This is a genomic window from [Collinsella] massiliensis (genome assembly GCF_002161605.1).
Classification (GTDB): Bacteria; Actinomycetota; Coriobacteriia; order Coriobacteriales; family Coriobacteriaceae; genus Enorma.
Window position 1 is genome coordinate 71,475 of sequence record NZ_NFIE01000010.1, and the last position, 18,774, is coordinate 90,248.

15 protein-coding genes and 1 pseudogene are annotated in these 18,774 nt (G+C 70.0%); 10 read left to right on the top strand and 6 right to left on the bottom strand.

Annotated features, from left to right (window positions below; translation table 11 throughout):
- Nucleotides 1-60 precede the first annotated feature (60 nt).
- Both B5G02_RS05570 and rnhA read right to left on the bottom strand, forming a co-directional pair.
- Nucleotides 61-1,152 carry a Gfo/Idh/MocA family protein gene (locus B5G02_RS05570; protein WP_094335497.1) on the bottom strand — a complete coding sequence of 364 codons (1,092 nt, stop codon included), beginning with the start codon at nt 1,150-1,152 and terminating at the stop codon, nt 61-63.
- A gap of 37 nt (nt 1,153-1,189) precedes the next feature.
- Nucleotides 1,190-1,699 carry a ribonuclease HI gene (rnhA, locus tag B5G02_RS05575; protein ID WP_019238845.1) on the bottom strand — a complete coding sequence of 170 codons (510 nt, stop codon included), beginning with the start codon at nt 1,697-1,699 and terminating at the stop codon, nt 1,190-1,192.
- A 544-nt stretch (nt 1,700-2,243) separates the two neighbouring features.
- On the opposite strand from rnhA, the gene B5G02_RS05580 reads away from it, so the two are divergent.
- On the top strand, nt 2,244-3,428 hold the full coding sequence (locus tag B5G02_RS05580; RefSeq protein WP_094335498.1) for an aldo/keto reductase: 1,185 nt from the start codon (nt 2,244-2,246) through the stop codon (nt 3,426-3,428).
- A gap of 3 nt (nt 3,429-3,431) precedes the next feature.
- Nucleotides 3,432-4,298: a deoxyribonuclease IV gene (locus tag B5G02_RS05585; protein WP_094335499.1), complete on the top strand. Its 867-nt coding sequence runs from the start codon at nt 3,432-3,434 to the stop codon at nt 4,296-4,298.
- Between the two features lie 11 nt (nt 4,299-4,309).
- Here B5G02_RS05585 and B5G02_RS05590 read toward each other — a convergent pair whose 3' ends face one another.
- A complete protein-coding gene (locus B5G02_RS05590; RefSeq protein WP_094335500.1) occupies nt 4,310-5,545 on the bottom strand; it encodes a glycoside hydrolase family 3 protein in 1,236 nt (411 codons plus the stop codon).
- A 36-nt stretch (nt 5,546-5,581) separates the two neighbouring features.
- A complete protein-coding gene (locus B5G02_RS05595; protein ID WP_094335501.1) occupies nt 5,582-6,784 on the bottom strand; it encodes an iron-containing alcohol dehydrogenase in 1,203 nt (400 codons plus the stop codon).
- A gap of 236 nt (nt 6,785-7,020) precedes the next feature.
- On the opposite strand from B5G02_RS05595, the gene B5G02_RS05600 reads away from it, so the two are divergent.
- Nucleotides 7,021-7,839 (top strand): HAD family hydrolase, encoded by an 819-nt coding sequence (locus tag B5G02_RS05600; protein ID WP_094335502.1) that lies wholly within the window; start codon nt 7,021-7,023, stop codon nt 7,837-7,839.
- Nucleotides 7,840-7,920: 81 nt separating this feature from the next.
- Here the strand turns inward: B5G02_RS05600 and B5G02_RS05605 are convergent, their stop codons facing one another.
- Together B5G02_RS05605 and B5G02_RS05610 are read right to left on the bottom strand one after the other, a co-directional pair.
- On the bottom strand, nt 7,921-8,280 hold the full coding sequence (locus tag B5G02_RS05605) for a hypothetical protein (protein WP_094335503.1): 360 nt from the start codon (nt 8,278-8,280) through the stop codon (nt 7,921-7,923).
- Nucleotides 8,273-9,682 (bottom strand): DNA repair protein, encoded by a 1,410-nt coding sequence (locus B5G02_RS05610; protein ID WP_094335504.1) that lies wholly within the window; start codon nt 9,680-9,682, stop codon nt 8,273-8,275. Before B5G02_RS05610 ends, B5G02_RS05605 begins: the two co-directional genes overlap by 8 nt.
- A gap of 458 nt (nt 9,683-10,140) precedes the next feature.
- Between B5G02_RS05610 and B5G02_RS05615 the strand changes: the two genes are divergently transcribed.
- From B5G02_RS05615 to B5G02_RS05645, 7 genes and pseudogenes are all read left to right on the top strand, one after another.
- Nucleotides 10,141-11,790, top strand: a complete 1,650-nt coding sequence (locus B5G02_RS05615; protein WP_094335505.1) for an ABC transporter substrate-binding protein — start codon at nt 10,141-10,143, stop codon at nt 11,788-11,790.
- Between the two features lie 84 nt (nt 11,791-11,874).
- Nucleotides 11,875-13,359, top strand: coding sequence for a transglutaminase-like domain-containing protein (locus B5G02_RS05620; protein WP_094335506.1), 1,485 nt, complete (start codon nt 11,875-11,877; stop codon nt 13,357-13,359).
- Nucleotides 13,360-13,468: 109 nt separating this feature from the next.
- Nucleotides 13,469-14,545 (top strand): mandelate racemase/muconate lactonizing enzyme family protein, encoded by a 1,077-nt coding sequence (locus tag B5G02_RS05625; RefSeq protein ID WP_094335507.1) that lies wholly within the window; start codon nt 13,469-13,471, stop codon nt 14,543-14,545.
- Nucleotides 14,546-14,629: 84 nt separating this feature from the next.
- Nucleotides 14,630-16,324 (top strand): glucose-6-phosphate isomerase, encoded by a 1,695-nt coding sequence (gene pgi / locus B5G02_RS05630; RefSeq protein WP_094335508.1) that lies wholly within the window; start codon nt 14,630-14,632, stop codon nt 16,322-16,324.
- Between the two features lie 6 nt (nt 16,325-16,330).
- Nucleotides 16,331-17,344, top strand: coding sequence for a DMT family transporter (locus B5G02_RS05635; RefSeq protein WP_094335509.1), 1,014 nt, complete (start codon nt 16,331-16,333; stop codon nt 17,342-17,344).
- A 141-nt stretch (nt 17,345-17,485) separates the two neighbouring features.
- On the top strand, nt 17,486-18,223 hold the full coding sequence (locus B5G02_RS05640; RefSeq protein ID WP_094335510.1) for a GntR family transcriptional regulator: 738 nt from the start codon (nt 17,486-17,488) through the stop codon (nt 18,221-18,223).
- A 328-nt stretch (nt 18,224-18,551) separates the two neighbouring features.
- A pseudogene (locus tag B5G02_RS05645) lies at nt 18,552-18,774 on the top strand (SIS domain-containing protein); the annotation flags it as partial.

Below are 18,774 nucleotides of genomic sequence, written 5' to 3' on the forward strand. Positions count from 1 at the left end.
CGGGTCTGCGGCGTCTGAGAGGGGCGGCCGCGCGCCCGGAGCGGGCGTCGCCCTGCGGCGTCACGCCTCGTCGGCGGGGAAGCGGACGCCCATCTGCCGCCGCGCCTCGTCCATGAGCGCGAGCGAGGCGAGCGTGACGTCCCGGAAATGGCGCACGCAGCCGAGCGCGCCGGCGGGCGCGTCGAGCGCGGGGGTGCCCGAGCGGGTCGCGTTGACGGCCGTCACGAAGTCGGCGAGCTCGAACACCATGGAGTTCTCAACGGGTTCGAGGTCGCGCTCCTCGATGTGCGGGGCGCCCGCCGTCCGGGCCTGCTTGGCGGAGGAGCGCTGCACCGTCCCCCGGTAGCGGATGCGCAGCCACGCGGGCTCCGAGGTACCGGCGAAGGTGAGCGTGGCGTTCTCGCCCTCGACCTGCGAGGGGAGCTCGTCGTTCGAGATCTTCGACCAGTGCAGGCTCGCGACGTGGTCGGCGTAGCGCGCCACGATCGTGCCCGCGCCGTCGAGCGCGCCGTTGGTGAGCCCGCGCGTCCCCTCGTCCAGGAGCACGGGGACGGCGGTGATGGATTCGGGCGCGCCGAAGAACTCGATGAGGGGCTCGACGGTGTAGACGCCCATGTCCATGAGGGCGCCGGACGCCATCGCGCAGTCGAAGATGTTCGTGTGCCGGCCCGCCTTGAGCTCGTCGTAGCGTGAGGAGTAGCTGCCGAGGTGCAGGCTCGCGCGCCGCACGCGCCCGACCTCGGCCACGGCATCGCGGCAGGCGACGAACGCGGGGTCGTGCAGCGGGCGCATGGCCTCGAGCGCGACGACCCCGGCGCGCTCGGCGGCGTCGAAGACGGCGCGCGCCTCGCGCTCGTTCGACGCGAAGGATTTCTCCACGAGCACGTGCTTGCCGCCCGCGATGCACGCGAGCGCCTGGGGCGCATGCAGGGCGTTCGGGCTACCGATGTAGACGGCGTCGACCGCGTCGCTCGCCGCGAGGGCCTCGAGCTCGGTGAAGGGGAGCGTGCCTGCGCGCTCGGCCGTGAACGCGCGGGCGCGCGCGGCGTCGCGTGAGAGCGTGCCCACGAAGACGGCGTCCGGGGAGGCCGCGACCGCTTCGATGAAGTCGCTCGTGATGGGGCTCGTGCCGATGGTTGCGATGCGCAGCATAGATGAACTCCCCTCGATAGGGCCTCGCCCGGCGCGGTCAGTCCGCGTCGCCCTCGGTGAAGCCGGTGTCCTCCATCAGTCTACCCGAATCGGCCGCGGTGGTCGCGAGCTCGTCGCAGCGGTTGTTGAGCGCGTTATCGGCGTGCCCGCGCACCCAGGTGAAGGAGACCTCGTGCGGCTCCATGGCGGCGAGCAGCCGCTGCCAGAGGTCGACGTTCTTCACGGGCTTCTTCGCCGCCGTCTTCCAGCCCCGGCGCCGCCAGCCGTCGATCCAGTGGTCGTTGAAGGCCTTGACCACGTACTGGGAGTCGGAGTACACCTCGGCCGCGCAGGGGCGGTTGAGCGCCTCGAGCGCCGCGATGACGGCCATGAGCTCCATGCGGTTGTTCGTGGTGCGCGCGTACCCTGCGGAGAGCTCGCGGCGGAACTCCTGGCCGCGGGGGTTGGTGTACAGGAGCACGGCGCCGTACCCGCCGTTGCCGGGGTTGCCGCGCGCCGAGCCGTCGGTGTAGATGGTGACCTTCACGGTGCTCCTCTCCATCGCCATCGCACCCCATTGTACGGCTTCGCGCGGCGGGCGCACCCTTGTCCGAGCGCTTACACGAGCTTTGCGGGCGACTCACGCGCGCGCCGTATGCTTGGCATGCAGGACGTGCGCGATGCGAGGCAGGTGGTTATATGGGTGAGATGGCGATAACGGCCGCGATGGTCGTGGGGGCCGTGGTCGCGCTCCTCGCATCCGAGGCGGTGCGCGAGCCCGAGCGCCGATGCGAGGCGCTCGACGAGGCCGTCGAGTAGGTTTTGAGGGGCAGGGCCTGGCTGTGTTCGCTCCGCTCGCCCGGCCGAAAACCCAAAGTGAGCGAAACGAGCGTTTTATGAGGGGGTAGCCGAGTAGCCGGCAAACGGGCAACCCGGCTACCTGCGCTTTTGTTGGCGCGTGACCTCGTGCTACTTTAGGGGGTGCTTATAAACCGTTCGTTTCGTTCACTTTGGGTTCCGAGCGCCCATTGCAGCCCCGTGTTCCCGCGCATTCGCATGGTAGAATCCAGCCAGCTGGTTCCCATCGCGTCGCATCCGGAGGTCGGGCGGCTATGCAGTATCGAATCGATCCGAAAACCGGGGCGCGCATCTCGGCGCTCGGCCTGGGGTGCATGCGCTTCCCGCGCACGCCGCTCGGGACGCCCGACGCCTCCGCGGCCCGTGCCATCATCTCCCGCGCGGTCGAGCTTGGCGTGAACTACCTCGATACCGCCTACCTCTACCCGGGCAACGAGGCCTGCGTGGGCGCCGCGCTCGAGGAGCTCGGCCTGCGCGAGCGGGTGCTCCTCGCCACCAAGCTGCCCCACGCCTCGTGCCGCGCACCGGAGGACTTCGACCGCTTCTTCCAGACGCAGCTCAAGCGCCTGCGCACCGACCGCATCGACTACTACCTGCTGCATAACATCACGGGCTTCGAGCAGTGGGAGCGGCTGCGCGCGCTCGGGATCGAGGCGTGGATCGCGCGGCAGAAGGCCGCGGGGCGCGTGGGCGCGATCGGCTTCTCCTACCACGGCAGCGCGGACGATTTCCCGCGCCTGCTCGACGCGTTCGCGTGGGATTTCTGCCAGATCCAGTACAACTACGCGAACGAGACCTACCAGGCGGGCACGGCGGGGCTGCACGCCGCATCCGAGCGCGGGCTCGCCGTCTTCGTCATGGAGCCGCTGCTCGGCGGGCGCCTCGCCGACAAGCTGCCGGACGCGGCGCGCCGCGTGCTGGACGCTGCGGGGAGCGACCGTTTCGCGACCCCTGCCGCCTGGGGGCTTTCCTGGGTGTGGAACCACCCGGGGGTGACGATGCTGCTCTCGGGCATGGCGTCGCCCGCGATGGTGGAGGAGAACGCCGCGGTCGCCGAGGGCGCGCTCCCTGGCTCGATGACGCCCGCGGAGCTCGACGCCATCGCGCACGTGCTCGCGGTCTTCGAGCGCTCGAACCGCGTGCCCTGCACGGGCTGCAACTACTGCATGCCCTGTCCCAAGGGCGTGAACATCCCAGGGTGCTTCGCGGCGTACAACGCCTCGTACGCGCACGGCTGGTTTACGGGGATCTCGCAGTACATGACGGCGTCGGCCATCCGCACGGGGTCGCCCAAGCTTGCCTCGGCGTGCGTCTCGTGCGGGGCGTGCGCGCGGAAGTGCCCGCAGCACATCGACATCCCCGCGCGCCTCGTCGATGCGCGCCGCCGCCTCACGCCCGGCCCCATCGGGGCGGTGCTCGACGCGCTGGCGCGGAGGTAGGCCATGCTGCACATCGGATGCCATCTCTCGATCGCGAAGGGCTACGCGGCGATGGGCGCAACGGCGTGCTCCATCGGTGCCGATACCTTCGCCTTCTTCACGCGCAACCCGCGGGGCGGGTCGGTGCGCGCCATCGACGAGGCGGACGTCGCGCGCCTGCGCGCCCTGCTCGACGAGCGCGCCTTCGCCCCGCTCGTGGCGCACGCGTCCTACACGTACAACCCCTGCTCGGCCAAGGAGCGGGCGCGGGAGTTCGCGCGCGAGGCCATGCGCGAGGACCTCGAGCGCATGGAGCTTTTGCCGGGGATGTTCTACAACTTCCACCCCGGCGCGCACGTGGGGCAGGGCGCGGAGCGCGGCATCGAGCTCATCGCGGAGACGCTCTGCACGGTGATGTTCGAAGGCCAGCGCACGCGCGTTCTGCTCGAGACCATGGCGGGGAAGGGCACGGAGGTGGGCGGCCGCTTCGAGGAGCTCCGCGCGATCATCGACGCCGTGGGCGCGGCGCGGCCGGAGTTCGCGGGGCTACTGGGCGTGTGCCTCGACACCTGCCACGTGCACGACGCGGGCTACGACATCGTGCACGACCTCGACGGGGTGCTCGACGAGTTCGACCGCGTCGTGGGGCTCGAGAGGCTGCACGCCGTCCACCTCAACGACTCGAAGAACCCCTGCGGCGCGCGCAAGGACCGGCACGCGCGCATCGGGGAGGGGTACCTGGGCTCTGCGGAGCTGGGCGGCGGGCTCGCGGTCTTCGAGCGCATCGTGCGCCATCCCGCCCTGCGCGACCTGCCGTTCATCTTGGAGACGCCGAACGAGCTTCCGGGGTACGCGGCCGAGATCTCGCTGCTGCGCGGGCTCGCCGGCTGAGGGCGGTCGCTTTACGGGAGCAGCCCCGCGCGCCGCTTCGCCGCAAGGATGCGCCGCGCGCTCTCGTCCACGCGCTCCCCGCCGAGCGACCCGGCACGTACGGCGTCGAGAACGCCCTGGTAGGCGAGGTGCAGGTCGGATGGCATGAGCAGGAGGTCGCCGCCCGCCGCGAAGAAGCGCGCCGCCGCCTCGCCCGGTGCGAAGCGCTCGGTGATGGCGCCCATGTCGAACGCGTCCGACACGATGACGCCCTCGAACCCCAGCTCGCCGCGGAGCACGTTGCCCATCATCGTCGGTGAGAGCGAGGCGGGCAGGCCGTCGCCCGCGAAGTTCGGGGTCTCGATGTGGCCCACCATCACGAGCGGGCAGCCCGCCTCGATCGCCGCGCGGAACGGCGCGAGCTCGCACGCCTCGATCTCTGCGCGGGTGCGCTCGGCGTAGACGGCGCCGATGTGGGAGTCGCCCGCCGTGTCGCCGTGCCCGGGGAAATGCTTCGCGCACGGCAGGGTCCCGGCGTCGAGCATGGCCGCGACCTCCGCGGCGACCATCTCGGCCACGATGTCCGGGTCGCTTCCGAACGAGCGCGCGCCGATGGCGGTGTTATCGGGGTTCGTGAGCACGTCGGCGTCGGGCGCGAAGTCGAGGTTAAAGCCGATCTCGCGCAGGTAGGTCCCGATCGCGCGGCCGACCTCGGCCGCCCGCGCGGCGTCCCCCGTCGCGCCGATCTCGGCCATGTTGGGGAAGCGCTCGACGTCGAAGAGGCCGGAGTTCGCGACGCGCGCCACGAGCGACCCGCCCTCCTCGTCGACGCCGAGCAGCGGCGGGACGCCCGCGCCGGCGCCCCGCGCGAGCCGGTCCGTGCCATCGAGCAGGGCGCGCACCTGGTCGGCGCCCTGCAGGTTCTTCGAGAAGTAGGCAAGGCCGCCCACGGGAAGCTCCGCGAGCGCGCGCTCGGTGAGCTCGCCCGCGACCGTCGCGGTGGAGACGCCGGTGAGCTGCTCGGGCGTGACCATGAAGAGCTGGGCGACCTTCTGCTCGAGCGTCATCGATGCCAAGAGCGCGTCCACGGCGTCGGCGGGTTCGTCCCGCGCGGGGCCCTGGTCGCCCGCAGCGCCGCTCCCCGCGGATCCCGCCTGCCCGTCGCCGCCCGGCGCGGCCGCATCGCAGGCGGCAAGGCCGGTGAGCGAGCCCGCGGCGCAGCCGAGGGCGGCCAGCGCCGCGCGGCGCGAGACGGATGTGGGTCGCATCGGGTTCACCCCCTCGGCGCGAGGCGGCCGCGCGGTCTAGAGGGCGCTGCGGTAGATGGCGCGCGCGTCCTCGAGCGTGAGGCGCTTGAAGCTGCCGAACACCTCGCCGCGGTTGATCTTGAGGCCGGCGAGCATCTGGTCGATGTCGTCCTCCTTCACGCCGAACTCGCCGAGCGTGCGCGGCATGCCGAGCGACACGAAGAAGTCCTGCAGCTCGTCGATGGTGGCGGTCACGGCGTCGCGCACAGCCTCCTCGGAGTCGTCGATGGGCTCGATGTCGAAGACGCCCTGCGCGAAGGTGAGGAAGCGCTCCGGGTGCTCCTGCCACACGTAGCGCATCCACGCGGGGAAGATCACCGCGAGGCCGGCGCCGTGGGTGATGGCGGTGTCGAGGGCGGAGAGCTCGTGCTCCAGGCCGTGGCAGGTCCAGTCGCCGTCGCGGCCGCCCGGGATGTTCACGCCGCAGCCGGCGAGGCCGTTGTGCGCGAGGGTGCCCGCCCACATGATGTTGGCGCGCGCGTCGTAGTTGCACGGGTCCTCGAAGACGCGCGGTGCTTCGTCCATGACGGCGCGGATGATGCCGCAGGCGATGTTGTCGGTCACGGGCGCGCCGGGCTCGCCTGAGAAGAAGCGCTCCATGATGTGCGCGATCATGTCGGTCACGCCTGCGGCCGTCTGGTACGGCGGCAGCGTGAAGGTGAGCGCGGGGTCCATGATGGCGAGGACGGGGCGGTTGAGGTTCGTGTTGAGGCCGCACTTGAGGTGCTCGGCGTCGTTGCTGATCACGGCCGAATCGGACGCCTCGGAGCCCGAGGCGGGGATGGTGGGCACGGCGACCACGGGGATGCGGCCCTTAGGCGCGGCGCGCTTCGAGAAAAGGTCCCAGACGTCGCCCTCGTACACGGCGCCGAGCGCGATGGCCTTCGCCGCGTCCATGGTCGACCCGCCGCCCACGGGCAGCAGCACGTCGACTGCCTCGGCGCGCGCGATCTCGATGCCCGCGCGCACGGAGGAGACCTCGGGGTTGGGGCGCACGCCGCCGAGCTCGACGTGGGCGACGCCCGCCGCATCGAGCGACGCCTTCACGCGGTCGAGCGTGCCGGTGCGCACGACGGAGCCCCCGCCGTAGACGATGAGCGCGCGGCCGAAGCCCGCAGCGGCGAGCTCCTGGCCGGTGCGGTCGATGGCGTCGCGGCCGAAGACGATCCGGGTGGGGGAGTAGAAGGTGAAGTCGTTCACGTGGGTCTCCTATCTGTGCGCTTCCGCATCGGTTGGTCGGGTGCCGGGCGTTGCGCGGGAGCGCGGGCTTCCGCTGCGGGCGCCGGCACGGCGACCGGGGCGCTCGGGCGCCCCGCACCATCGTATCGCGCCCCGGCGCAAAATGAAACGGCGGCGGCGCCGCGCCGGCGAGCGGCGGCGCCTTGGGCTATCATCGACGGCGACACGAGCGCGCGACCCTGAGAGGACGAGGTTTCATGCAGCCTATCAAGTTGATTCTGAGCGACATCGACGGCACCATCATGCCCCGGGGTCGGGACCACGTTTCCGAGCGGACGCGGCTGGCCTTCCACGCCGCCCTCGATGCGGGGATCGTCGCGGGCGTGGCGAGCGGGCGCGCCGTCACCCAGATCCCGCCCTTCTTCTCCGGCGACGCCGCCTGCTGCGCGACCTGCATCACCACGAACGGGCTCGCGATCTACCATGACGGCGAGCGCATCGCCTACGGCATGCCGTCCCGGGCGGCGCTCGAGCGCCTGATGGATGTGCTCGGGGACGTCCCGCGCGCCGGCCTCGTGGCGTTCGAGGGGTCGCAGCCCTACCTGTGCTGCGGCGAGCGCGCGGACATGGCGCCGGTCGTGTACGATTACGCGCAGGTCGCGATCGAGAGCGCGGGTCTGCCCGATTTCGAGATCCAGAAGGCGAACGTCTTCGTGGACGGCGACATGGCCCAGACCGTCGCGCTGTGCGCGCAGCTGAACGACGCCTTCGAGGAGCTCGACTTCGACGTGCCCATGCGCGGCTTTCTGAACATCATGCCCGCGGGGTGGAACAAGGGGTCCGCGGTTCGCAGGCTCTGCGAGCACCTGGGCATCTCCACCGAGGAGGTCGCGGTGTTCGGCGACGCGGGCAACGACCTCGCCATGTTCGAGGTCGTGGGGCATCCCGTCGCCGTGGCGGGCGCGACGCCCGAGGCGGCCGCGGCGGCGCGCTGGCATATCGGCCGGTGCGAGGACGATGCCGTCGCCCAGGCCATCGAGGCGCTCGCCGCCGGGTCGTGGCCGTTTTCCGCGTGATGGCGCTGCCGGGCGGCGCCGGCGTCTCGGCCGGCGGGGGAGCGCCGGCGCGTCGCAAGCCGTCCGCGCCCTGCGGCGCGCTCACGAGACGATTTCGAGTTCCTTGATGTCGTCGAGCGGGATGCGCGTCTGCACGAGCGTGAGCTCGCGCTCGACAAGGTCGATGCGAGCCACGCAGCCGGTGAGCGTCGTGTAGGCGTCCCCGTCGTAGTAGACGGCGCGCACGACCTGCCCGCGTCGGATGCGCGCCACCGTGCGCGAGAGCGCGAGCGCCTCCTCGTCGGTGAGCTCGTGGCGGGGCTCGGGCACGCGCTCCTGCCGCCGGATGAGCTCGTAGTAGCCCCGCAGCGCCGCGAAGGGCATGAACTGCGCGGCGCGGTCGGCGCGCGCGTGCCCGTTCGCGCAGGTCGCGGGCGGCGTCACATCGTTCCCGTCATGCATGGTGGCCTCCCACCTGCTCGTTGCGCTCGCGGCCGGTCGCCTTCTCGGTGAGGCTCGTGCCGCGCAGAAGCGCGTTCTTGCCGAACTTCCCCTTCACGGCGAGCACCGCCTTCTGCAGGTCGCGCTCGCGCTCCTCCGCCTCGACGTCGGTGAAGAGGTCGACGGTCGCGAACTCCTCGGGCATGAGGTTGCCGAGGCCGATCGAGAGCCGCCGCACGCGCCGCGCGCGGTCGACGGTCTCGTCCCAGAGCCCGTCGAAGGCCGCCATGAGCTTGTGGTAGGAATTGGTGCGGAACGGCAGCTTGCGCGAGCCGCCGCCGTGCCCGCCGCCCCGTCCGCGCCCGAGGCGCCGCGTCCCGTGCTCACCGACGAAGACGTCGCCCGCGCGCCCGCCCCCCGTCGTCCCGCTGCCATTCGCCCCCTCGCGCTCCCATTCGTATCCCACCGAGAGCGAGATGTGCCCGCACACCTCGTGCCGGTCCACGAGCTCCAGGGCCGATGCGTCCACCATCTCCTTCAAGATCGTGCGGGCGTCCTCGAACGCGTAGCCCTCCGGCAGCACCTGGCCGTTCACGTACGAGGACGACGCGGGCGCGTACGCCTGGATGTCGGCGATGGTGGTGGGCTCGCGTCCGAAGGCGTGGTCGATGAGGTACTCGGCGTTCACCCCGAACTCGCGGTAGAGGATGGACGCATCGAGCGCGGCGACCCCCATGAGGTCGTGGACGCCGTACTTCTGGAGCCGCGCGGCGATGCCCGGGCCGATGCCCCAGATGTCGGTGATCGGCCGGTGCGGCCAGATGGTGCGGCGGAACGACTCCTCGTCGAGCATGCCGATGCCGTCGTCCGCGTGCTTCGCGTCGATATCGAGGGCGACCTTGGCGAGGAAGAGGTTCGGCCCGATGCCGGCTGTGGCGGAGATGCGCGTGCGGTCGAAGACGGCGGCGCGCAGCCGTTCGGCGAACGCGCGCGCGTCGAGGCCGTAGAGTCTGAGGTAGGGCGTGGCGTCGATGAAGCACTCGTCGATGGAATAGGGGTGGATGTCCTGCGGGCTCACGTACTCGAGGTAGATGCCGTAGATCTGGGCGGAGACCTCCATGTAGTGGCGCATGCGCGGCCGCGCCTTGATGTAGCGGATGCCGGGCGGGATGTCGAACACGCGGCAGCGGTTGCGCACGCCGAGCGCCTTCATGGCGGGCGTCACGGCGAGGCAGATGGTGCTCTCGCCCCGGGCGGGGTCGGCGACCACGAGGTTTGTCGTGAAGGGGTCGAGCCCGCGGTCGGCGCACTCGACGCTCGCGTAGAACGTCTTGAGGTCGATGCATAGGTAGGTGCGCTCGTCGTCCGTCCCCGGCGCGGGGCCCGCGGGTGCGCCCTCGAACGGTGTTCGCCTGTCGTCCATCGAGCCTCCCCGCTTCCGATCCGTTGCCGCGCGGGCGCGTGCCGCGCCGTCCCGTCGCTGTCAAGTATAGCAAATAATACGGACATATGTTCGATAGTTGGGAGAGGGGAGCGCGCCGGCGCGGAGCTGGGGCGCGCGAGCGGGAGCCCTCCGTATGTTGCCGGGCGGTTTCCGGTGCGTGTTCGGCGCGTGTCGAGTGGGTCTCGGGGGCGTTTCGAGTTGTTTTCCCGTTTGATGCGAGCTGTTTTCACCTTGTTTACCTGCGAAAAAGTGAAGCTGGCGGCGTTCGGTGGGCGCATACCATAGCCGAAGCGGCCGGTCGCGCGCCATGCGGGCGCCGGATCGGGCGGGGCGCTGTTCCCGCCGCCGGGCTCAGGCGATGGCCCGTCCACAGGACGGGGCGGGGCCGGTCGGTTGTGCGCGCCGCACGCGCGGCGCCCGGTACAAGGAGGTACGCCATGGGAACGACGAATCGCTTCGAGCAGCAGCCGAACGCGCGCGAGGTCTCGCGCCGCATGTTCTTGAAGGCGATGGGCGCCCTCGTTGCGGTGCCCGTCGCGACGAGTCTCGCGGGGTGCGGGGGCCAGCGGGCGAGCGAGGCGGGGTCTGCCACCGGGAGCGCGGGGGATGCGGCATCCACGCTCACGTTCGCCCAGGCGGCCGAGCCCTCGTCGCTCGACCCGGCGCTCATCTCGGACATCGCCTCAAGCAACGTCACGAATCAGATCTATGAGAACCTCGTGCGCTTCAACGAGGACTGTTCCGAGATCATCCCGTGGCTCGCCGAGGACTACACCATCTCGGATGACGGCCTCATCTACACCTTCACCTTGCACCAGGGTGTGAAGTTCCACGACGGGACCGACTTTAACGCCGAGGCGGTCAAGCGCTCCGTGAGCCGCCAGCTCGAGCCCGACCGCCTCGACTCCATGCCGTACGCCTCGTTCAACTTCGGCTCCGAGGAGACGGGGACTGGCGTGGCGAGCATCGAGTGTCCGGACGACTACACCGTGGTCTTCACCCTGCGCGCCGTGTCGACCCCGTTCATCAAGAACCTCGCGATGCAGCTGAGCTCGCCCATCGTCTCGCCCACGGCGCTCGACACCTACGACAACGACCTCTCGGAGCATCCGGTGGGCACGGGCCCCTACGCGTTCCGTTCCTGGGACCGCAGCCAGAACCTCGTGCTTGAGGCCTTCGACGACTATTGGAACGACGATAACGCGGCGAAGATGGACACGCTCGTGTTCCGCTTCATCGCCGAGACCTCGAGCCGCGTGACGGCGCTCGGCAACGGCGAGGTCGACATCATCGAGGGCGTCGACATGGCTACGGCCGACACGGTCGAGTCTTCGGGCAAGTCGATCCTCACCTCGGAGGGCATGAACATCAACTACATCGCGATGCGCACGGATGTCGGCGCGACGAGCGATGTCGCGGTGCGACGCGCCGTGCGCCAGGCCATCGATACCGAGGCGCTCGTGCAGGCGCTCTACGGCGACTACGCGACGGTGGCGAACTCGTTTATGCCGGTGTGGATGGCACCGTATGACAAGGACATCGAGCAGCTCCCGTACGACCCGGACGCGGCGCGCGCGGCGTTCGCGGAGCGCGGCATCACGGAGCTCACCATGCTCACGTACTCCTCGCAGCGCGACTACAACGCCGCTGGCGGCCGCGAGCTCGCCGAGAGCATCCAGGGGTATCTGGAGGATGCCGGCGTGAGCCTCACCGTCAACTCCTACGATTGGACGACGTTCCTGGCACGCCGCGAGATCGAGGCCTGGGATCTGTGCGCCGCGGGGTGGATTGGCGACAACGGGGACCCGGACAACTTCATGAACCTGTTCTCCGACACCGAGCCGAGCATCAACGTCTCGCGCTTCGCGGACGATGAGTACACCGAGCTCATCCACGAGGGCACCGCGACGCCCGAGGGGCCGGATCGCGATGCCATCTATCAGCGGTGCGAGGAGATCGTCGCCGACCAAGTGCCCGTCATCGTGATCTCGCACGCCCAGAAGCTCATCGGGTACGACCCGTCGGTCAAGGGGCTCATCTGTCCGCAGGTGGGCACGTACGACCTCTGCAAGGTCTCGAAAGGGTAAACGCGGGCTGGCCGGGCTCGTCCGTCGCGCGGCGCTTGAAGGCCGTGCGGTGAGCGACGGGCGGCAGACGATGAGGGGGAGCACATGGCGGTTACATGGAGCGGCCACGAGGGCGTCGAGACGACGGGCGCGCTCGTCGAGGTGGAGGATGCGCCCGATGCGCGCGATGCCGACGTCGCCGCGCTCGGCATGGCGCTGCCGCCGGCGGTGGCGCGCGCCAAGGATGCGGGCTACCTCGCCCAGGCGGCCGCGCTCTGCCGCGACGGCATCGCGGCGGATCCGGCCTCGCCGCTCGTGCCGCGCTTGCGCCTCGAGTGGCACCGGCTCGCGCGCCTGGCGCATGAGTACCGCCTGCCGCTCGGGGACGCGGTGGGCGCCCTGCGCGCCGCCGGCGCCGACGCATCGTTCGACGATGTCTGCGCCCTCGCGGCGCGCGGCCGCATCGATGTGCGCTTCATAGCGGGCACGCCCTGCACGCTCCCGCACTTCATCGACACGCTGCGCATCTATGCGGACGAGGTGCCCGGGCTCGAGCCGGAGCCGGGCGCGGCCGCCGAGCTCGCCGCCTGCCGCGCCGTCCGCGACGAGATGCGCGCCGCGGGCGGCGCCGCCCGGAGCATCACGGTGCGCGCGACGCTCTCGGTCGACCGCGCGGGGGCAGATGACGACGTGCGCATCTGGCTGCCGGTCGCGGCGGAGGCGCCCCAGCTATCGCGTATCGAGGTGCTCGATGCCTCCGCGGGAGGCTTCCTCGCCGCCCCGGACGCGCCGGCGCGCACCATGTCCTGGCGCCGCACGGGGCCGGCGACCTGCTCGGTCACCTATCGTTTTCGCATCGACGCGCCCTACATCGACCTGTGGGGCGGCCGCGGTGCCGCGCCGGTAGCACCGCGCGCCGTGCCGTGCGCGCCGCCCTGCGCGGCGGACCTCGCGGAGGAGGCGCCGCACATCGCGTTCACCCCGCTCGTGCGCGCGGTCGCGGAGCGGGTGCGCGCCGCCGCCTACGATGACACGCCGCTCGAGCTCGCGCGCGCCGCGTACGACTACGTGACCGAGCATATCTCGTACCGCTACCAGCCCTCCTATATCCAGCTCGACGCGATCCCCGATTCCTGCCTCTCGTCCGGCTACGGCGACTGCGGCATGATGGCGCTCACGTTCATCGCGCTCTGCCGCTGCCTGGGGGTTCCCGCGCGCTGGCAGAGCGGCCTCTTCGCCGCGCCGCACGGCATCACGCCCCACGACTGGGCAATGTTCCATACGCCCGAGACGGGCTGGCGCTGGGCGGACTGCTCCTTCGGGGTCTCCGCGCGCCGCGCGGGCGACGAGGAGCTCCGCCGGTTCTACTTCGGCAACCTCGATCCCTGGCGCGCGGTCTTCAACCGGGCGTTTCTCGCCCCGTTCGACCCGGCGGGCACGGGCATGCGCCGCGACCCGTTCGACAACCAGATGGGCGAGGCGACGGTGAGGGGGCGGGGAGCCGATGCCGACCGCATGACCCAGACGGTCGAGCTCATCGCCCTTCAGGAGCTTCCCTGGGACGCGGCCGAGCCGCCCCGCCTCGCGTAGAACGGATCGAATGGGTTGGTTGGGGACGTGTTCCTTTCAACCCATGGGTTGGTTGGGGACGTGTTCCTTTCAACCCATGTCCCGCCCCGTGTAGAAAGGATCGAAGGATATGCTCATCACATCACTGGAGTACCGCGTCTACAGCATCCCCTTGCGCGAGCCGTTCAAGATCGCCCTGCGCGAGATCCGCGAGACGGAGGTCGTCGTCGTGCGGCTCGCCACGGACGCGGGGGTGTACGGATACGGCGAGGCGGCGCCGGAGCCCTGCGTGACGGGCGAGACGCTCGGCACCGTGACCGCGGCGCTCGAGTACCTCGCCCCGCTCCTCGAGGGCGCCGACCCCTTCGCCATCGAGCGGGCGCACCGGCTGATGGACGCGGCGCTCACGGGGAACACGGCGGCGAAGTGCGCCATCGACCTCGCCCTGTACGACCTCATGGGCAAGGCCGCGGGCATGCCCGTGTGGCGGCTCCTGGGCGGCGCGGATCCGCGCGTCCAAAGCGACATGACCGTCGGGATCGCCGACCCCGCGCACATGGCCGCCTCCGCCCGCCGCTACGTGGAGGACGAGGGCTTCCGCATCATCAAGATGAAGGTGGGCATCGACCCCGTATCGGACGAGCGCGCCGTCGCGGCGGTGTCGGAGGCCATCAGCGGCCGCGCGGCGCTGCGCGTCGACGCGAACCAGGGCTATACGCGCGCGACGGCGGCGCGCATGCTCGAGGTGTTCGCCGCGCACGGCGTCGAGGAGGCCGAGCAGCTCGTCTCGGCGGACGACCTCGAGGGGCTCGCGTGGCTGCGCGGCCGCGCGCAGGGCGTGGCCATCATGGCGGACGAGGCGATCCATGCGCCGTCGGACGCGGCGCGCGCCTGCCGGCTGGGCGCGGTGGACAAGATCAACATCAAGCTCATGAAGTGCGGCGGCCTCTTCCCGGCGCTCGCCATCAACGCCTTGGCCGAGGCGAGCGGCGTGGGCTGCATGGTGGGCTGCATGCTCGAGACGCCCATCGCCATCAGCGCCGGGCTCGCGCTCGCCGCCGCCCGTGAGAACATCCGCGACACCGACTGCGACAGCTACCGGTACTACGCGCCCGATGCGGTCGCCATCGCGGGGAGCTTCGCGGAGGAGGGCGATACGGTCGTGCTCTCCGAGGAACCGGGCCTGGGCGTCAACGTCACTTGGTAGCGCCCCGCGATGCGAACGCGGTAGAATGGGAGCATCCGTGCGCGCAGTGCGCGGACACCGGCTGTCACATCGCAAGGAGGCACCATGTCAACGATTCCCGCGCCCATCGACGCCACCCAGACGCCTGCCTGGAAGGCGCTGCAAGAGCATCACGATCGCCTGGTAGAGGAGGGTATCAGCCTCAAGGGCTGGTTCGCCGCGGATCCCGAGCGCGTGGAGAAGCTCACCTTCGAGGCGGGCGACCTGCACATCGACCTCTCGCGCGACCTCATCACCGACGAGACGGTGCGTCTGCTGTGCGACCTCGGCCGCGCCGTGGGCGTCGAGGAGCGCCGCGACGCCATGTTCTCGGGCGCGCACATCAACACCACCGAGGACCGCGCCGTGCTGCATACGGCCCTCCGCCGCCCGAAGGAGCAGGCGGGCACGCTCATCGTCGACGGCCAGGATGTAGTGGCGGACGTGCACGAGGTGCTCGACCGCATGTACGCCTTCGCGGACAAGGTGCGCTCCGGCGCGTGGCGCGGCGTCTCGGGCAAGAAGATCGAGCACGTCGTCTCCGTGGGCATCGGCGGCTCCGACCTCGGCCCCGTCATGGTATACGAGGCGCTCAAGCCCTACGCGGACGCCGGCATCGACTGCCGCTACATCTCGAACATCGATCCGAACGACGCGGCGGAGAAGCTCGCCGGCCTCGACCCCGAGACGACGCTCGTGATCATCGTCTCCAAGACGTTCACCACGCTCGAGACCCTCACCAACGCGCGCGAGGTGCGCACGTGGATGCTCGACGCCCTCGAGCGCGCCGGCGCCATCGACGGCTCCGCCGAGAGCCGTGCCGAGGCCATCCGCAAGCACTTCGTCGCGGTGTCCACGGCCCTCGACCTCGTGGAGGAGTTCGGCATCGACCCGGAGAACGCCTTCGGGTTCTGGAACTGGGTGGGCGGCCGCTACTCGGTCGACTCCGCCGTGGGCCTCTCGCTCATCGTGGCGCTCGGCCCCGAGCGCTTCCAGGAGTTCCTCGGCGGCTTCCGCGCCATCGACGAGTACTTCCAGAAGACCCCGCTCGAGGAGAACGTCGTCGCGCTCATGGGTCTCATGAACGTGTGGTACGTGAACTTCTTCGGCGCGGAAAGCCACGCGGTGCTGCCCTATAACCAGTACCTGCACCGCTTCCCGGCCTACCTCCAGCAGCTCACCATGGAGTCGAACGGCAAGGGCGTGCGCTGGGACGGCACACCGGTCACCTCGGCCACGGGCGAGATCTTCTGGGGCGAGCCCGGCACGAACGGCCAGCACGCGTTCTACCAGCTCATCCACCAGGGTACGCGCATGGTGCCGGCGGACTTCATCGCGTTCGTGAACACCCCGCACCCCGTGCGCGACGGCGAGCAGGACGTCCACGAGCTCTTCCTGGGCAACTTCCTCGCGCAGACGAAGGCGCTCGCCTTCGGCAAGACCGCCGACGAGGTCCGCGCCGAGGGCACGCCCGAGGAGATCGTGCCGGCGCGCGTGTTCACGGGCAACCGCCCCACGACCTCGATCTTCGGCGACACGCTCACGCCGTTCGCCTTGGGCGAGCTCATCGCCCTCTACGAGCACATCACGTTCGTGCAGGGCACGGTGTGGGGCATCGATTCCTACGACCAGTGGGGCGTGGAGCTGGGCAAGCAGCTCGCCAAGCAGATCACCCCGGCCTTCCATGACGACGCCGCCCTCACGGAGCAGGATCCCGCCACGCAGGCGCTCATCCGCTACTACCGCGCGCATCGCCGCTAGGCCTCGATGTCGAAGCATCAAGAGACCGCGTCCGCCCCGACGGAGCCCGAGGGCTTCTTCGGGGCGGACGCCCCCGTCGCCATTGAAGATCGCGCACCGGGACCGCGCCTGCGCGGCGCCGGCGCCCGCTCGCCGCTCTTCTGGAAGCTCATGCTCGCCGCGATGGCGGTCATGTGGGGCTACTCGTTTTTCGTCATGAAGGACGCGCTCAACGCGGTGCCCACGTTCACGCTGCTCGCGTGCCGCTTCCTCGCGTCGGCGCTCATCATGCTCGTGCTCTTCGGCCGGCGCATCGCCCGGCACTTCAACGCGCGGAACATCCTGGTGGGCGTGGCGATGGGCGTCGCGCTCGGCCTCGCCTACGCGCTCCAGACGCTCGGCCTCGTCGAGACGACGGCGGGGAAGAGCGCCTTCCTCACGGGGACGTACTGCATCCTCGTGCCGTTCATCAGCTTCTTCATGTCGCATGAGCCGCTCACGCGCTACAACCTCGGCGCGGCGGTGCTCTGCGTGGCGGGCATCGCACTCGTGGCGCTCGACAGCCTCTCGATGAACCGCGGCGACGTGCTCACGCTCGCCGGCGCGGTGCTCTTCGCGCTCCAGATCGCGCTCGCCGCGCGCTTCGGGCGCGAGCTCGACGTCAACGTCATCACGTTCTGGATGTTTCTGACCGTCGGCGCGATGGACGCCGTGGCGGCCGCCGCGGTGGAGCCGCCGATCACGTCGCTTCCGTGGACGCCTGAGCTCGTGGGCACGATCGCCTTCCTCGCGGTGTTCTGCACCTGCATCGGCATGCTCATGCAGAACCTCGGCCTCGCGCACGTCCCGCCCGCGACGGGCTCGCTTCTGCTTTCGCTCGAGTCCCCGTCGGGCGTGCTCTTCTCCGTGCTGTTTGCGGGCGAGGTGCTCACTGTCCGGCTCGTGGTGGGCTTCGCCCTCATCTTCGCGGCCATCGTGCTCTCAGAGACGCATCTCGCGTTTCTGCGCCCGCTGCTGCTGCGCCCGTCCCGCCGGCGGTAGGGGAGGACGCGCGCCGGGCGTGCCCGGGCGCTCGCGCGCACCCGTGGAGCCGCTCGCCGAGTCGCCCGGTTGCGGCGCGCGGCGCATGCGTATACTAAGACGTAGCATAACAATATATGACGTATTCGAAAGGCGACCGCCATGCCGTCTGAACTCGACCATTCCTCGCAAGAGCCGCTATATCTGCAGGTCATCGAAGACATCCGCCGCGACATCGCCTCGGGGCTGTACCGCGCCGGCGAGAAGATCCCCTCCGAGCTTGAGCTGGGCGATATCTACCGGGTGAGCCGCATCACCGTGCGCAACGCCGTCAAGGTGCTCGAGAAGGAGGGCCTGCTCATCAAGCGGCAGGGCAAGGGGACGTTCGTCGCCGACGGGGGAGACCGCAAGGCGCCGTTCGAGAACGACGACATCGTGCGGAGCTTCACCAAGACCTGCGAGAACAACGGCGTCGTCCCGGGCGCGCGGCTCGTGTCCTGCGAGCGCGTGCTCCTGCCGCTCGACCGCGCCGGCTACTTCGGCGGGGCGGATGGCGGGGCGGCCGTGCGGGTCATGCGCGTGCGCACCGCCGACGGGCTGCCGCTCATGGTGGAAGATAACCTCTTCGACCCCGTCAAATACCGCTTCCTGCTCGAGGAGCCGCTCGACGACTGTTCCATCTTCGAGCTCATCGAGCAGAGGACCGGCCTCGTGCCGCGCAACGGCACGGACTGCGTGCTGAGCATGGAGCGCGCGGACGCCCAGCTCGCTGAGCTGCTCGACGTGGCGGAGAACGAGCCGCTCTTCACGGTGAGCGGCGAGTATTCCGACCAGTACGGCGAGCCCATGTTCATCGGCCTGCAGCATGTGGTGGGCAAGCACTACAGCTTCCGCCTCTGATGTAAAAATACCCCAGGGGTTATTTTACATGCCCCAGAGGTTATGTTACATGTGAGACCGCGCTCCGCGGCCACCCCGTGCATGTCAAAAAACCCCTGGGGTTATTTTACATTGTGTGGGCGGATTGTGATGAAAACATATAACGTTATATAACGTATCTACGTTTACCGTGAAAATCCTACCACTCACCGCTGTCCTATAACGTCATATAACCAATTTGGTATCGTGTGTTCAGCGAAGCACGCCGGAGCACGAGCCACGGGAGAACGGGTCGCGAGCCGGCAGCGACGCACTGCTTTCTGCATGACGACACGAGAAAGGAATGCTCATGGCAGAGACGGAGAAGGTCGAGATCATGAACTTCGACCAGGAGGGCTACCTCGAGGACGGCCGGGCGCTCGTCGAGACCGGCAAGCAGATGGCGGCCATGGCCGACCGCATCGCCGACGAGGGCTACGACGCCATCTTCCTCATGGGCGTCGGCGGCACCTGGGACGAGCTCATGCAGCTCGAGTACCTCATGAACAAGTTCGGCGACCGCGACCTCGAGG

Coding starts and splice junctions, on each gene's coding strand:
- B5G02_RS05570 (WP_094335497.1), bottom strand. CDS start 1,152: ATGCTGCGCATCGCAACCATCGGCACGAGCCCCATCACGAGCGACTTC.
- rnhA (WP_019238845.1), bottom strand. CDS start 1,699: ATGGCGATGGAGAGGAGCACCGTGAAGGTCACCATCTACACCGACGGC.
- B5G02_RS05580 (WP_094335498.1), top strand. CDS start 2,244: ATGCAGTATCGAATCGATCCGAAAACCGGGGCGCGCATCTCGGCGCTC.
- B5G02_RS05585 (WP_094335499.1), top strand. CDS start 3,432: ATGCTGCACATCGGATGCCATCTCTCGATCGCGAAGGGCTACGCGGCG.
- B5G02_RS05590 (WP_094335500.1), bottom strand. CDS start 5,545: ATGCGACCCACATCCGTCTCGCGCCGCGCGGCGCTGGCCGCCCTCGGC.
- B5G02_RS05600 (WP_094335502.1), top strand. CDS start 7,021: ATGCAGCCTATCAAGTTGATTCTGAGCGACATCGACGGCACCATCATG.
- B5G02_RS05605 (WP_094335503.1), bottom strand. CDS start 8,280: ATGCATGACGGGAACGATGTGACGCCGCCCGCGACCTGCGCGAACGGG.
- B5G02_RS05610 (WP_094335504.1), bottom strand. CDS start 9,682: ATGGACGACAGGCGAACACCGTTCGAGGGCGCACCCGCGGGCCCCGCG.
- B5G02_RS05615 (WP_094335505.1), top strand. CDS start 10,141: ATGGGAACGACGAATCGCTTCGAGCAGCAGCCGAACGCGCGCGAGGTC.
- B5G02_RS05620 (WP_094335506.1), top strand. CDS start 11,875: ATGGCGGTTACATGGAGCGGCCACGAGGGCGTCGAGACGACGGGCGCG.
- B5G02_RS05625 (WP_094335507.1), top strand. CDS start 13,469: ATGCTCATCACATCACTGGAGTACCGCGTCTACAGCATCCCCTTGCGC.
- pgi (WP_094335508.1), top strand. CDS start 14,630: ATGTCAACGATTCCCGCGCCCATCGACGCCACCCAGACGCCTGCCTGG.
- B5G02_RS05635 (WP_094335509.1), top strand. CDS start 16,331: ATGTCGAAGCATCAAGAGACCGCGTCCGCCCCGACGGAGCCCGAGGGC.
- B5G02_RS05640 (WP_094335510.1), top strand. CDS start 17,486: ATGCCGTCTGAACTCGACCATTCCTCGCAAGAGCCGCTATATCTGCAG.